This is a genomic window from Paraniabella hibiscisoli, from assembly GCF_022512515.1.
Classification (GTDB): domain Bacteria; phylum Bacteroidota; class Bacteroidia; order Chitinophagales; family Chitinophagaceae; genus Niabella; species Niabella hibiscisoli.
The window spans coordinates 3,842,151-3,856,529 of the sequence record NZ_JAKWBK010000001.1; the positions used below are offsets into that span (position 1 = coordinate 3,842,151).

Below are 14,379 nucleotides of genomic sequence, written 5' to 3' on the forward strand. Positions count from 1 at the left end.
TTTGTTTTAAAAGGTACTGGTATTCAGTTGTTTAAGAATTTTCTCTTCTTTTTGAACAAGCCGCATTGCCTATCAATAAGAAAAAATTCATAATTTGCGCTAACGTTATCGCAAAACAGCCCGAACGATTTCTAAATGCTTAAAATATGAATAAAACGATTGTTATTATTGGTAGTTCCAACACAGATATGGTCATCAGGGCGCCCTATTTCCCGGCCCGGGGAGAAACCATTATGGGAGGCGATTTTTTGATGAATGCAGGTGGAAAGGGCGCGAACCAGGCCGTTGCAGTTGCCAGGCTTGCAGGAAATGCCAGTTTTGTATGCCGCATTGGTGAAGATGTTTTTGGCAGCAGGGCATTTGAGCTTTTTACAAACGAAGGTATGGATACCACTCATATCACCCGGGATCCTAAAGAGCCTTCCGGTATCGCCATTATTACTGTAAATGATGCAGCAGAAAATACGATAGTAGTAGCGCCGGGTGCCAACGCAACGCTGGGCAGGCACCAGGTTGACCAGGCTGCGGAAACAATACGGTCTGCCGCTTACCTGCTGATGCAGCTGGAGATTCCCCTGGATACGGTGCTGTATGCTGCGAAAATGGGTTTTGATCATAAAGTGCCCATTGTTTTAAATCCCGCCCCGGCACAGGCGCTGCCTGATGAGCTTTACCAGTGGATCTCCATCATAACGCCCAACGAGAAAGAAGCGACGCTGCTTACGGGGGTAGAAGTGGTGGATGAAGTGAGCGCAAGGAGGGCCGCAAAAATCCTGGCCGATAAAGGAGTGGCGATTATTATTATAACGATGGGTAGCCGGGGAGCGTTATTGTTTGACGGCGCCATATTTACCCATATCGCTACGCCGGTTGTTGAAGCGGTAGACACTACAGCAGCCGGTGATGTATTTAATGGTGCTTTGGTAGTAGCATTGAGCGAGGGAAAAGACCTGGCAGATGCGGTATCCTTTGCCTGTGATGCATCGGCCATTTCTGTTACGCGAAGGGGCGCCCAAAGCTCTGTGCCCTATCGTAGAGAACTTCCCTAAACCAATTGCTTTTATTTTTTGCCATATTTAAAATTGTACTGCCATGTTTATTGTAGATAGTTATCCGCTTGCCGTGCTGCTATGTTTTATTACGATGTTATGCTGGGGTTCCGGGGAAATACCCAGAAGCTGGCCGGCCGCTCCTGGAGATACGAATTGTTTTACTGGGACTATGTGATCGGCGTGCTGCTCTTTTCTATTATCTCAGCTTTTACCTTAGGAAGTATGGGCACCGGCGGACGGAGCTTCATTGAGGATCTTATGCAGGCCGATACAAAAACATACTAAGCGCATTTATAGGTGGAGTTGTTTTTAACGCATCTAATATTTTACTATCTGCCGCCATAGCCATAGCCGGTATGTCGGTAGCTTTCCCACTCGGAGTAGGTATTGCGCTGGTGTTGGGAGTGATCGTTAATTATGCCGCCTCTCAGAAGGGAAACTCAACACTATTATTCCTGGGTGTAGCACTGGTAGTAATTGCCATTATATTAAATGCCCTGGCGTATAAGGCCAAGGATAAGAATCAGAAAAGTTCGGCCAGGGGAATCATTATATCACTGATAGCCGGTATATTAATGGCTTTCTTTTACAGGTTTATTGCGGCCTCTATGGATCTTGATAATTTTCATGCACCCCAGGCGGGTAAGATGACGCCCTATACTGCCGTATTTATTTTTTCTACAGGTATCTTCATCAGTAATTTCCTGTTTAATACCCTGCTCATGCGAAAGCCCTTTACAGGCGCCCCGGTTAGTTATCGCGATTACTTCAAAGGAGGACTGTCCACTCATTTTACCGGCATATTGGGCGGGCTGATATGGGGATTAGGCAATTCCTTAAACCTGATAGCTGCCGGTAAAGCAGGTGCCGCTGTTTCCTACGGCCTGGGCCAGGGCGCCACCATGATCGCCGCATTCTGGGGCGTATTTATCTGGAAGGAATTTAAAGGCAGTGGGAAAGATGTAAGCGTGAAATTAACCTGGATGTTCCTGCTGTTTATTGCCGGCCTGGCATGTATTATTATTTCCGGCCGCTAGCAACCTGTAACAAACATATAATCATCATTAAAATTATTTCAGTTATGAAATTAGTAACGATTGCTTTGCTTATTGTCACGCACTTTCAGGTGAATGCCCAATTATTTTCCAATAACTATATGGCGCAGCCATTCAGTGCACCTAAAATAAATATTCAAAAAGCGGCTGTTTATACGCCAGGTTCCGGTGACTACCAGTACGCTCACCATCCATCGATCGCGTTTTTTAAAGGAAAATTCTTTTGCATATTCAGCAATGGTATTATTGGAGAAGATGAGCCCGGCCAGCGCGTAGCTATAGCTACTTCCACCGATTTTTTTAACTGGAGTACGGTTACGGCGCTGAGAGACCTGGGCATCGCCTATGAGCTGACACCCGGCGGACTGTTGGTTGCAAATAGCAATCTATTGATAGCCTATTATACACAGCACGACTCTACTGCCGATTTTTCACATCCTGCTTCCCGGCTTTATGCGTTGAGTACAAGCGATGGCGTAAACTGGTCTGCGCCTGTTAACCTGGGTGTATCTATATTCCCCTGCCACAGGCCCAGCATACTGGCATCAGGACGTTTACTGTTAACAGGTAACCGAAATTTCTATTACAGTGATGATCCAACAGGACTATCCGCCTGGACGCTGGCTGGCAACACCGCCTTCTTGCCGGGGCAGACCGCCAGCCTGGTAGAAGGTGCTATTATCGAACATACGGATAGCATCTACACATTATTCAGAGATGCCGGTAAAAGATGGATGTGGCAGGAGTCCAGTAAAAATGGCTCCGCCTGGTCCGTTCCTATAAAATCTGCCTTTACCAACGATGATACCAAAGCGCATTTCGGAAAGCTGCCCAATGGAAAATCCTACTATGTAGGTACGCCGGATACCCTGGCCTTTGGCAACCGCACTCCACTGGTATTATCCATATCAGATGATGGGTTTAATTTCAATGAGAATTATATTATTGCCGACGATTTTTACCAAATTCAGTATAGCGCCGGCCGCGCCAAAGGAGGTCAGTTTGGTTATCCCTATTCTTTTATAAAGGATGATACCATGTACGTTATTGCCTCCCGGCGCAAAGAAAAGATCGAGATCATACGGTTTGCCCTTTCAGCGCTGGATAGCGCCGTTGCCATGCCTTCCAAAGATCTGTCTTTAAATCCGCAGCTGGATGGCACCCAATTGCCACTTGATGCCGGTTGGCTGGCTGGCACTATTACAAGTGCTGCTTCGGGAAGCCTTACCCCGAATGGCGAAATATTGATTAACTGTAGTTCAGGTCAGTCTTATTCTTTCCAGGCGACGCCGTCCAGTGGAGCGGTTTTTAATCCTACCGGTGATTATACCATTGAATTCAGATTGCGGGTAACACAGAATAATGGTCGTGGTATTGATATTTATACCAGGGATGGCTTGTCTACCCACACGCTGTTATGTATCGATACCAACAGGGTATTTTTAAATGGTAGTGCTGCTTTTCATTACCTGGATGCTACGCAGTATCACACTTACAGGTTGGTGGTAAAACGTAATCAGAAACAGATATACTTTTTTATAGATGGTGAATTTATTCGAACTATTAGCCGAAGCAACAATACCGGTACTCCACAGCTCTTGTTCGGGAAATCCAATGCGATAGCCATTACACAGGCTTATATCGATTATTTGTCCTATGATCTTAGCGGTGCTTATCAGCCACCTGGTCCGCCTGCACTGGAATTAGCCCAGGCCCAGGCTTATCTTCAAAACAAGCATTTACGCGTTAACTGGGGAACCACTTCTGAACAAAATTGCGCCTATTATGAAATAGCATTATCTGCCGACGGCAAGAGCTTTACAAAAGTGGGGAAAGTAGACAGCAAGGCAGTCAATGGTTTTTCCAATAAGCAACTGGATTATGAATTTACTGTTCCGCTTGATAGCATGCCTGTTCTTGGCGCTTCATTTATGATACTTTTTATGATCCTTGCGGGCAGCCATCGCCGGCGAATAATCAGGGGCGCTGCAATAGGTGTGCTGGCAGCCTGTATCTTCTTGTCCTGTAAAAAAATAAAGATCTTTTCGGGGTTCCTGCAACCAACCTGTTCCTCAAAATTATACAGGTCGATAACCAGGGAAAGTCAACTGCCTCTAAAGTAATTACGATAACGAAATAAACAACGAAAGCTGTATGAAAAGAAATTATTGTCTGATGGTTTTAATGCTACTGCTGCAATGGGCGCAATTGTATGCGCAGCAGGGAGCTGCTGCTATAAAGGGAACCATTACCAACGAGCTCGGTGAACCATTGTCCGGAGCAACGATCACCGTTGCGGGAAAAAACGGCTCTGCCATAGCTGATAATAATGGTATTTACGCATTAACGGTATCGCCGCAGGATACGCTGATCTTTTCTGCCACGGGTTACGAAGAAAAGCGGGTTCTGGCTGGAACCGGCCCAACATTGGATGTAAACCTGGTACCCGCGAATAATAACCTCGATGGGGTAGTAGTGATCGGGTATGGTAAGCAATCCAGGAAATTTGTGACTGGCGCCGTTTCTAAAACTGAGATCGTAAAAGATGTACCTAATACGAGTATAACGCAGTCGCTGCGTGGTAGGGTAGCGGGTGTACAATTTACAGATAACGGCAGGCCGGGTCAGAATGGTACCATCCTTATCAGGGGACCACGTTCTCTAAGTGCCGGTAATAACCCGCTGATTGTTGTTGACGGTATTATTTATAACGGGGTATTATCTGATATCAATCCCAATGATATTGAATCGATGGAAGTGCTTAAAGATGCCAGCGCGGCTGCGATATACGGCTCAAGAGCGGCAAATGGTGTAATCCTCATCAGTTCACGCAGGGGTACTACAGAGAAGCCAACGATCAACGTGAATACCTTTACGAGTGTTTCATCTCCCGGCTATAAAATTAAATTATTGACTCCCGAACGCTATGTTCAGAAAATACTGGATGCGCGGAAAGAGCTGGGGCAAGAGGCCGATCCTACGAAAATAGCCAGCTACCTGGCGCCTAACGAAGCCGAAAATTACCTGGCTGGAAGAACAGTTGATCCCTATGATATAGCCACACAGGATGGAGCAGGCATTCGTTCAATAGACATTAACATGGCGGGTAAAACACAAAGAACTAATTATTTTATCTCGGCCTCTTTCAATGATGAAAAAGGGATCATATTGAATGATCGCCAAAAGAGAACTACGTTCAGGGTGAACCTGGAAAATAAGATTACAAACTGGTTTACGGTAGGAACCAATACCATGTACGGTCGCAGGGATTTTTCGGGAGTGCTGCCCAACATGGATAACTTCTACCAGTTAAGCCCCTATGGTAGTCTTTATAATGAAGATGGCTCGGCAAGACAATTTGTAGTAGATGGTGAAACTGTTGCCGGCAACCCGCTTTATGCACCTTATTACAGGAGTAACCAGAGAATACAAAACAACCTTTTTGCGAACTTCTATGGAATTGTACAATTGCCATTCGTGCAAGGCTTATCCTACAGGATCAACATCAGCCCGAATATCCGTTGGATCAATGCTTACGATGCTACAAGGCAGGATACTTCCTTGGGAAACAATACCAAGTCGGCCAGTAAATCCAACACCAATTATTACGACTGGATGATCGAAAATATATTGACCTATAATAAAAAGATTAATAGGGCCAATCATATTGATGTGACCTTGCTTTATTCAAGAAACGCGCAATTTGTAGAGGCTACTGGCGCCAACGCCTCCTTGTTATCTTCTGATGTATTGGGATGGAATAACCTGGGATTGGGAGAAACGCAAACAGTAAGTTCATCTTCCTCTAAAATACAGGGTGTGTCCTACATGGGAAGAGTTAACTACAGGCTGTTGGATAAATACCTGGCAACTTTTACGATCAGGAGGGATGGCAGTTCCGTATTTTCTGCGAATCATAAATATGCGGTGCTGCCTTCGGGTGCTTTGAGCTGGATCGCTTCTGAAGAAGGCTTTTTAAAGAACAGCCCGGTAGTAGATCTGCTAAAGCTAAGATTGTCTTACGGTGCTGTTGGCAACCAGGCTATCAGCGCTTACCAATCGCTTAGCAAAATAGGAACACAACGGTATGTATATGGCGATGGTGGCACCACCAGTCTGGCTTACTATCCAATGAACATGGCTAACAGCGATTTGAAATGGGAAACCACTTACAGCACGAATATCGGTGTAGATTTTGAGCTGCTCAAAGGGAGGATAGGGGGAACGATAGAGTATTACCATATGAAGACCAAAGACCTGTTGGTGACAAGAGACCTGCCAAGGATGACTGGGTTCACGAGCGTATGGACTAATCTCGGACAGGTGGATAACAGCGGTATAGAGATTACTTTAAATACCAGCAATATCCAGACTAAAAACTTTGAATGGCGCTCTTCCATTACTTTCTCCAGTAATAAAAACCGCATTGTGCATCTTTACGGCTCCGATACCGATGGGGATGGTAAAGAAGATGATGATATAGGTAACCGCTGGTTTATCGGCCAGCCCATTTATTCTTATTTTGATTATGTTTTTGATGGCATTTACCAGGAAGGGGATACGGATATACCTGCCGGATATAAACCAGGGTATGTGCGTGTAAAAGATATCGACGGTGATGGTGTCATTACAGCAGATGACCGCACTATTATTGGCCAGGGACAACAGCCAAAGATCCGTTGGGGATTGTTGAATGACTTCTCTTATAAGGGGCTGACATTGTCTGTTTTCCTGAATGGTATGAGTGGGTGGATCTCCGATTTTGGATTGATTGGCAGAGGGCCGGTAGAACGTTCGCTTAATTTCATTGACTATGGCTGGTGGACATCGGAAAACAAATCCAATACGAGGCCTTCGCTCTTCCATGAAAACAAATACGGGCACAATTATTACCTGAGCCGCAACTTTGTTCGTATACAGGATGTAGCGCTTTCTTATAATTTTCCACGTGCCCTGCTCGATCGTGTAAAAGTGGCAAATCTGAAAGTATTTGTAGCTGCTAAAAACCTGTACACCTTCACCAACTGGATAGGAGCTGATCCGGAAAGTGGTCAGACATCGAGGGATAACCTGTATCCCATGCCTCGTACCATTTCTGTTGGTCTTAATCTTGGATTTTAAATTTAGAAAATTAGAAAATATGAGAACTTATTTAATAATATTTTTAAGCTGGTGTATACTGTTATCCTGCAATAAAGATGCTTTTCTGAATGAGACGCCGCTTTCGGATCTCAGCCCGGAAAATGTATTGAAGGATGTGAATGGCTATGAAAACCTGATCACCTCCCTGCACTATTATACGCGGGAAGAATTAACCGGTGATGACCTGTATCGTTACTTCGATATGTTTACAGGTACGGATCTTTGTACCTCAGGGCAATTATCTGTAACCCAGTTTGTGAATTATGAAACTTATTTAACACCTGCCACAGCGGCGGCTTCCAGAACCTATAACTGGTGCTATACGTCTATTCTTCCTTATGCCAACCTGATCATTGAAGAGGCTTCTAAGCCTGAGAATGCCGGTGTGTTTTCTTCCGAAGCGCAAAAGAATGCCATCATAGCAGAAGCCAGGTTCTTCAGAGCTTATGGTCATAATATCCTGGCTAATTTGTATGGCGATATCTGTATTATGGACCGGTTTTATAAGGAACCCAAAACGGACTTTGTACGTTCTCCCAGGGCAGATGCTTACAAGCTGATCTCAGAAGACCTGGAGTTTGCTTCTCAATGGTTGCCCGTTACAGTAGCAAAAAATAAGGAAGGCAGGATCGTTAAAGGGGCAGCGGATCATTTGCTGGCAGAAGCGTATATCAGTCTGGGGCAATATGATAAAGCTATCGAAGCGGCAGACAGGGTGATTAATTCAGGAACCTATCGATTGATGAAAGAACGTTTTGGCGTGAACAAGGATAAGCCGGGTGATGCTTTTTCCGATTTGTTTATCCAGGGAAATCAAAACCGTAGTACAGGAAATATGGAATCGATCTGGGTTTGGCAGTTTGAAGAATTTACCCCCGGAGGCGGTGGCAGTCTGGGTGGTAATCATTCACCCAGAGGATGGTTACCGTTTATGGTACAATTTACTGATCCGGCTGGACGTTTAGGATTCGCTTTGAACGCCGACAGCTTATTGAGAGGCGTGGCTATTATGAGACCGAATCCCTACTTTCTTTACGATCTGTGGCTGAGCGATTGGAATAATGATATGAGAAATTCTACCTACAATATCAAGAGAGAATTTTGGTATAATAACCCGGCTTCCGCTTCTTTTGGAAAAAGGTGGAACCCCGCAATACACCATTAGACACTATGCAGCGTTTATATCCTTATGTGAGAAAAGTCGAAGGCAAATCCTGGCAGGGGGTATTAACCAATGGACGCAGCGGGAAAGATATGATCATCTATCGCCTGGCAGAAACTTATCTACTCAGGGCAGAAGCCTATCTTCGAAAAGGCGATAAAGCCAATGCTGCTTCCAGCATTAACTTGGTTAGAGAAAGGGCCAATGCTAAACCGGTAGCAGCAGCAGATGTAACCCTCGACTATATTCTGGATGAGCGCGGGAGAGAATTGATGGCAGAAGAACCCCGGAAGCGCACTTTATGCCGTATGGGCATGTTGGTAGAGCGAGTGAAGAAATACAATATGAAACCAGAAACCAGGAACAGTATTGCAGAAAAGCACAATTTGTATCCCATTCCACAAGGTGCAATTGACGCCAACTTTTCTGTAAAGCTTACACAAAATGCCGGTTATTAAATTCAAACAAATATGATACGTTTATCCTTTATTTTAATGTTCCTGCATTTGTGTTGCGCGGTTAGTTTAGCACAGCAAAATGCGGTAATACAATCAGAGTTTTTATATGAAAAAGCGCCGTTTATTGAGTGTCATGCCTCCACTGTTGAACAAACGCCCGGTGGATTAGTGGCTGCTTATTTCGGTGGAACCAAGGAGCAAAACCCCGATGTAGAAATTTGGGTATCGCGCCGGGTAAAAGGCAAATGGACAGCTCCTGTTTCAGTGGCCAATGGCATACAACATAGCTCGAAACGTTACCCCTGCTGGAACCCGGTATTATACCAGGCGCCAAATGGTCCGCTGTTATTATTTTACAAAGTAGGTCCCAGCCCGCAAACCTGGTGGGGAGAACTGATCACCTCAAAAGACAACGGCAAAACCTGGTCTGAGCCGCGCAGACTGCCCGAAGATATCTTAGGACCTGTTAAGAATAAGCCGGTATTGTTACAAGATGGTGTATTGCTTTGCCCTTCCAGCACAGAAGTAACTTCTGGCGCAGGATGGCGTATGCATTTTGAAATGACGAAGGACTGGGGCAAGACCTGGTCTAAAACAGGTAGTATCGACACTGCCTCTTCCATTAACGCGATCCAACCCAGTGTATTATTTTACCCGAACAACCGCCTGCAGCTTCTGGCACGTAGCAAAGACGATGGCGTGATCAGCAGCTGGTCGGATGATGGAGGCAAGACCTGGTCGGCACTGGAGGCTAATGTGTTACCTAATCCCAATTCGGGCACTGATGCGGTTACTTTAAAGAATGGTGTACAGTTACTGATCTATAATCATATTGGTAAAACGGGCAATCAATGGGGCGGCAAAAGGTCTCCCTTAAACCTGGCTATTAGTAAGGATGGTAAGAGCTGGAAGAACGTAGTTACGTTGGAAGATGAACGGGGGAGTTTTCTTACCCCGCGATCATACAGGGTAAAGACGGACTGGTATATATCACCTACACCTGGAACCGCCGGAAAGTAAAATTTGCTATTGTTGATCCCGCAAAACTGGAAAAACTATGACATTCATAAACCTATTACAAAGGGCTGGGTGCCTGTTACTGCTCACCGGTGCTATTCTTCAGGCAAATGGACAAAAACCCGTAAAAGTTATACTGGATACGGATATAGGACCTGATTATGATGACGTAGGAGCCATGGCTGTATTGCATAGCCTGGCTGATAAAGGCGAGGCCGAGATACTCGCAACCATATCCTGCAATCATCACTATCTTACCGGGCCAACCCTTCAGTTGTTCAATACTTATTTTAAGCGGCCGGGAATAGCTGTTGGCGTTCCTAAGTTTATGGCCTTAAGTATGGGCGCTTCTCAAAAATGGCCACAGGAGCTGATGACAAAATATCCGCATCGGAACAAAGCCAATGATGAGTTTCCGGATGCGGTGAAAGTTTACCGAGAACTATTAGCCAAAGCAGCAGATACCAGCATCACCGTTATAGCGGTAGGCTTTCTTACTAACCTTTCCGATCTGCTGCATTCACCCGCTGATAAGATCAGCCCTTTAACAGGTAAGGAACTGGTTGAAAAGAAAGTAAAACACCTGGTGTCTATGGCCGGTCGCTTTCCTTCGGGTAGGGAGTTTAATGTTTACAAGGATACGGTATCGGCCGCTTATGCAATTCAAAACTGGCCTACACCGGTTTATTTTAGTGGTTGGGAAATTGGTAACGAAGTTCATACCGGTTTAAATCTGTCGCAGAACAAAAAGATATCTAGAAGCCCGGTGAAAGATGTGTATGCCAGGTGTATCCCTATGGCGCCGATAGATTCATCGGGCAGAATGAGCTGGGACCAAACGGCCGTGCTCGCAGGGGTGAGGGGCGCCGCAAATTATTTTAATACAGTGCGGGGAAGGTTTGTATTGCTCGATAACGGGAAGAATGTCTGGGAAAATGATCCTGCCGGTAAACATTACTATTATACCTTTAAAATGTCTCCCGCCGGGTTGAGCGATATTATAGAAGAATTAATGACCAGGTAATCATCGTTTTTACTAATCCATTAAATCATCATCATGAAGGCCCATTTTCATAAAGTAGCCAAACCTTTTCAAAGCAGTTTCCTGGTTCGCCACGATATAGCGCCCAATTTTGGCCGGGCAGTTCATTATCATACCGACCTGGAGCTTCATTTAACACTCAAAGGAGAGGGCATCCGGTTTATTGGTGATAAAGTAGCCAGTTTTGAGGCCGGCGATATACTGCTACTGGGTGAAAACCTGCCACATGCCTGGCGTGCCCGGGAAAAAGAAGGTGCAGGTGTTGAGGCCGTCATTATCCAGTTTAAGAAGGACTGCTTTGGCCGTGATTTTTTTCCATCCGGAGCTGGTGCATATTCGTAACCTGTACGATATGGCAAAGAAAGGTCTGCAATTAAATGGAGGCTGCCGGCAACAGGTAGAGCAGTTAATGATGCAGGCTTTAACGGCTGAACATTTTAAAAGAGTATTGATCTTGCTGGAGATACTGAACCTGATTGCAGGCTCAAAAGAATACAGCCTGATCGCGAGCACTGAATCTGAATACAAGGGTGACCAGGAAGATGCCTGTCGCCTGGATAGGGTGCATGCGTATACGCTCGAACATTTTAAAAGAGAGATCAGCCTGGCGGAGATAGCTGCGGTAAGCAACCTGAGCATTACTTCGTTTTGCCGTTACTTTAAAAGTACTACCAAAACCACTTATTTTGATTTCCTGATACAGGTGCGTGTAAACTTCGCCTGCCGCATGATCATTGAAGACCGCTATTCAATAGCTACCATTTGCTTTGAATGTGGTTTTAACAATGTGGCTAATTTCTACCGGCATTTTAAAAAGCTGATGCAGTTGACTCCTGTAGAATACAAGAGAAAGTATGCAAAGGAAATAGCAGCCTAGCAGCTGGGAAATAAATGCCTGCTTCATTGCGTTATTTTTGATTTTCAAAACACTGGGATAATGAGTAGACTTCAAATACGGGCGTTAGTAATATTATTTTTTGTATGGGGGCAAGGGCTGGCTCAAACAGTACCGCCTGGAGTCGTCGTGTGTCATCAGCCTGCAGCATCGGAGAAATATATAGGTTCGCCTTCCTTAACGGTCCTTCCCGACGGCTCTTATATCGCTGCCCATGATTTTTTTGGACCTCAGAGTACGGAATGGTCGCAGGCAGAAACACGCATCTTTCGTTCAGATAATAAGGGCAGATCATGGAAGCTGATCAGCCAGATCCGTGGCGCTTTCTGGAGTTCTTTGTTTGTATCAGGTAATGAATTATATCTTATCGGTCCCGACAGGCATCATGGCTCCGTAATGATCAGGCGGTCTGCAGACAGGGGAGCGCATTGGACGCATCCGACCAATAAAGAGAACGGAGTTTTATTAACCGGCGAATTTCATTGTGCGCCGGTTCCGGTAATTGCCTATAAAGGCCGGTTATGGCGACCTATGGAAACAGCTCACGGCCCCATTCTTCAATGGGGTAAACGCTATGGAGCCATGGTCATGTCAGCACCAATCAACGCCGATCTTTTGAAAGCTTCTTCCTGGTCAACCAGCAATACACTCTTGTACGATAGCACTTATCTCGGCGGCAATTTTGGTGGCTGGCTGGAAGGTAATTTCGTTGTGGGACCTGCCGGTAAATTGTGGAACATATTACGGGTGGATAACCGCAGGGACTTTAATGAAAAAGCAGCCATGGTGGCGGTTTCGGATGATGGTAAGCAATTAAGCTTTGATCCGGCTAAAGGGTTTGTTCCCTTTGAAGGCGGAAGTAAAAAATTTGTCATAAGATATGATTCCTTATCTAATAGTTACTGGACATTGACCAATTCAATACCACAAAAGTATCGCGACAAATATCCCGACCGTAATCCCGCATCCTTCAGAAATGTGCTGGTATTACGCCGGTCGGCAGATCTTTTGCATTGGGAAGATGTAAAGCTGGTATTGGAGCATGAGGATGTATTAAAACATGGCTTTCAGTATGTAGACTGGCTTATTGAAGGGGACGATATTATAGTCTTGTCACGTACTTCTTTTTTGATGGTAAGGCCAATGCGCATAATAACCACGATGCTAATTTTCTTACTTTTCATCGCATTCCGGGTTTTCGCAAAAAATAAATACTGATGAAACGGGCAGGCTTACAATGGTTGCTTTTGTCACTAAATCTGATACTAATAATGAACTCCTATAGTCAGGGTCATAAGATCCGGCAGCTTACGTTTTCCGCTTCCAGTCATACCTTACATCATAGCGGTGTTTTCTCAAAAGACGGGCAATGGATCGTTTTTGATGGCAGAAATGAGGATACTAAAATTGGTGAAACTTCTGTCATAGGTATTGTTAATGTACATACGGGAGAGGAACGGATCATTTATCAAACAACCAATGCATCGGTATACGGGCCGGGTGTAGGTGCCGCTTCTTTTAGTCCCGTAGCAGACGAAGTGGTCTTTATTCACGGGCTCCCGGATGCTTCAAAAGAATTTCCCTATGCAATCAGCCGGCGCACAGGTGTGTTGGTGAATATACATAAGCCTATGGAGCCTGTGTTTATGGATGCGCGTGACGTGACAGCACCTTATACGGTTGGCTCCTTACGCGGCGGTACCCATGCGCATGGATGGAGCCCGGATGGGAAGCTCATCAGCTTTACTTATAATGATGCATTAACAGAGCCTGACCTCAGAACAGTGGGAGTGATGTTTGATGCGGGGCGTCCTGTTACTGTTGAAGAGTATCCTGGAAATAGTAATGGCCAAATGTACGCAGCAGTAATAGCAGATGTAGTCGCCCATCCCTTGCCCGGTTCTGATGAGATCAGTAAAGCTTTTGATGAGTGTTGGATCAGCAATGGGAGCCGGTCTCCCTATATTATAGCTTTTCAGGGTAATACGGCGAATACAAATAATGAGGTTATTACAGAAATTTATATGGCAGAAATAGACACAGGGATGATAGTGGCTGACCCGGCTGCCACAGGAATAAAAGGAACCCGTCCGCGAGTGCCGCAGGGTGTTAAAGCGCACCGTATTACCCGAACTGTAAAAGGGCTTTCAAAACTGCGGCACTGGCTACGATCTTCAAAAGATGGCAGGTTTGTTTATGCGCTGGCTGACGATACTGAGGGTAGGGCACAAATTATCCGTTGCGACCTCACAAATGGCGCAATAGTATATATTACCCATCTTGCCTTCCCGATAGATTATACATTTAACCTGAATGCTACCGGGAATGCAATCGTATTGGTAAGTGACAATAATGTTTACCTGCATGATTTGAATGAGGGACATTCAAGGGCATTGACCCGCAATGCGCCTGGGGCGATGAAGATTGCAGGTGCTCCCTCATTTAGCCCGGACGGAAAATCAGTCGTTTATAATCAGTACGTTGGGGAAGGAGATACAGAGACACTACAGATCATGAAAATAGCTTTGTGAAAAAGTATCGGTGCATGCATACTGT

13 protein-coding genes are annotated in these 14,379 nt (G+C 45.2%); all 13 read left to right on the forward strand.

From position 1 onward, the window contains the following. The first annotated feature begins 146 nt into the window (after nt 1-146). Entirely contained in the window at nt 147-1,049 is a 903-nt protein-coding gene (gene rbsK / locus MKP07_RS23860) for a ribokinase (RefSeq protein ID WP_240849560.1), read from the forward strand. A gap of 81 nt (nt 1,050-1,130) precedes the next feature. Continuing rightward, the gene (locus MKP07_RS23865; RefSeq protein ID WP_240849561.1) at nt 1,131-1,337 is read left to right on the forward strand and encodes a hypothetical protein; all 207 of its coding nucleotides are present in this window, start codon (nt 1,131-1,133) and stop codon (nt 1,335-1,337) included. Between the two features lie 38 nt (nt 1,338-1,375). After that, nucleotides 1,376-2,089, forward strand: a complete 714-nt coding sequence (locus MKP07_RS23870) for a GRP family sugar transporter (protein ID WP_240851033.1) — start codon at nt 1,376-1,378, stop codon at nt 2,087-2,089. A 44-nt stretch (nt 2,090-2,133) separates the two neighbouring features. Continuing rightward, on the forward strand, nt 2,134-4,230 hold the full coding sequence (locus tag MKP07_RS23875) for an exo-alpha-sialidase (protein WP_240849562.1): 2,097 nt from the start codon (nt 2,134-2,136) through the stop codon (nt 4,228-4,230). Between the two features lie 31 nt (nt 4,231-4,261). After that, the gene (locus MKP07_RS23880; RefSeq protein WP_240849563.1) at nt 4,262-7,228 is read left to right on the forward strand and encodes a SusC/RagA family TonB-linked outer membrane protein; all 2,967 of its coding nucleotides are present in this window, start codon (nt 4,262-4,264) and stop codon (nt 7,226-7,228) included. 19 nt (nt 7,229-7,247) lie between these two features. After that, nucleotides 7,248-8,414, forward strand: a complete 1,167-nt coding sequence (locus MKP07_RS23885; protein ID WP_240849564.1) for a RagB/SusD family nutrient uptake outer membrane protein — start codon at nt 7,248-7,250, stop codon at nt 8,412-8,414. After that, nucleotides 8,390-8,869, forward strand: a complete 480-nt coding sequence (locus MKP07_RS23890; protein WP_240849565.1) for a RagB/SusD family nutrient uptake outer membrane protein — start codon at nt 8,390-8,392, stop codon at nt 8,867-8,869. Before MKP07_RS23885 ends, MKP07_RS23890 begins: the two co-directional genes overlap by 25 nt. Nucleotides 8,870-8,881: 12 nt before the next feature. Then, on the forward strand, nt 8,882-9,889 hold the full coding sequence (locus tag MKP07_RS23895; RefSeq protein ID WP_240849566.1) for a sialidase family protein: 1,008 nt from the start codon (nt 8,882-8,884) through the stop codon (nt 9,887-9,889). Nucleotides 9,890-9,926: 37 nt separating this feature from the next. Further along, a complete protein-coding gene (locus MKP07_RS23900) occupies nt 9,927-10,910 on the forward strand; it encodes a nucleoside hydrolase (RefSeq protein WP_240849567.1) in 984 nt (327 codons plus the stop codon). A gap of 33 nt (nt 10,911-10,943) precedes the next feature. Then, nucleotides 10,944-11,270, forward strand: coding sequence for a cupin domain-containing protein (locus MKP07_RS23905; RefSeq protein ID WP_240849568.1), 327 nt, complete (start codon nt 10,944-10,946; stop codon nt 11,268-11,270). Beyond that, on the forward strand, nt 11,233-11,805 hold the full coding sequence (locus MKP07_RS23910) for a helix-turn-helix domain-containing protein (protein WP_240851034.1): 573 nt from the start codon (nt 11,233-11,235) through the stop codon (nt 11,803-11,805). Before MKP07_RS23905 ends, MKP07_RS23910 begins: the two co-directional genes overlap by 38 nt. A gap of 60 nt (nt 11,806-11,865) precedes the next feature. Then, the gene (locus tag MKP07_RS23915) at nt 11,866-13,041 is read left to right on the forward strand and encodes a sialidase family protein (protein WP_240849569.1); all 1,176 of its coding nucleotides are present in this window, start codon (nt 11,866-11,868) and stop codon (nt 13,039-13,041) included. Next, the gene (locus tag MKP07_RS23920) at nt 13,041-14,354 is read left to right on the forward strand and encodes a DUF3748 domain-containing protein (protein ID WP_240849570.1); all 1,314 of its coding nucleotides are present in this window, start codon (nt 13,041-13,043) and stop codon (nt 14,352-14,354) included. Before MKP07_RS23915 ends, MKP07_RS23920 begins: the two co-directional genes overlap by 1 nt. Nucleotides 14,355-14,379: the final 25 nt, after the last annotated feature.

Excerpts from the sequence above, each read along its gene's own strand:
- rbsK (WP_240849560.1), top strand. The coding sequence starts at position 147 with ATGAATAAAACGATTGTTATTATTGGTAGTTCCAACACAGATATGGTC.
- MKP07_RS23865 (WP_240849561.1), top strand. The coding sequence starts at position 1,131 with ATGTTTTATTACGATGTTATGCTGGGGTTCCGGGGAAATACCCAGAAG.
- MKP07_RS23875 (WP_240849562.1), top strand. The coding sequence starts at position 2,134 with ATGAAATTAGTAACGATTGCTTTGCTTATTGTCACGCACTTTCAGGTG.
- MKP07_RS23880 (WP_240849563.1), top strand. The coding sequence starts at position 4,262 with ATGAAAAGAAATTATTGTCTGATGGTTTTAATGCTACTGCTGCAATGG.
- MKP07_RS23885 (WP_240849564.1), top strand. The coding sequence starts at position 7,248 with ATGAGAACTTATTTAATAATATTTTTAAGCTGGTGTATACTGTTATCC.
- MKP07_RS23895 (WP_240849566.1), top strand. The coding sequence starts at position 8,882 with ATGATACGTTTATCCTTTATTTTAATGTTCCTGCATTTGTGTTGCGCG.
- MKP07_RS23900 (WP_240849567.1), top strand. The coding sequence starts at position 9,927 with ATGACATTCATAAACCTATTACAAAGGGCTGGGTGCCTGTTACTGCTC.
- MKP07_RS23905 (WP_240849568.1), top strand. The coding sequence starts at position 10,944 with ATGAAGGCCCATTTTCATAAAGTAGCCAAACCTTTTCAAAGCAGTTTC.
- MKP07_RS23915 (WP_240849569.1), top strand. The coding sequence starts at position 11,866 with ATGAGTAGACTTCAAATACGGGCGTTAGTAATATTATTTTTTGTATGG.
- MKP07_RS23920 (WP_240849570.1), top strand. The coding sequence starts at position 13,041 with ATGAAACGGGCAGGCTTACAATGGTTGCTTTTGTCACTAAATCTGATA.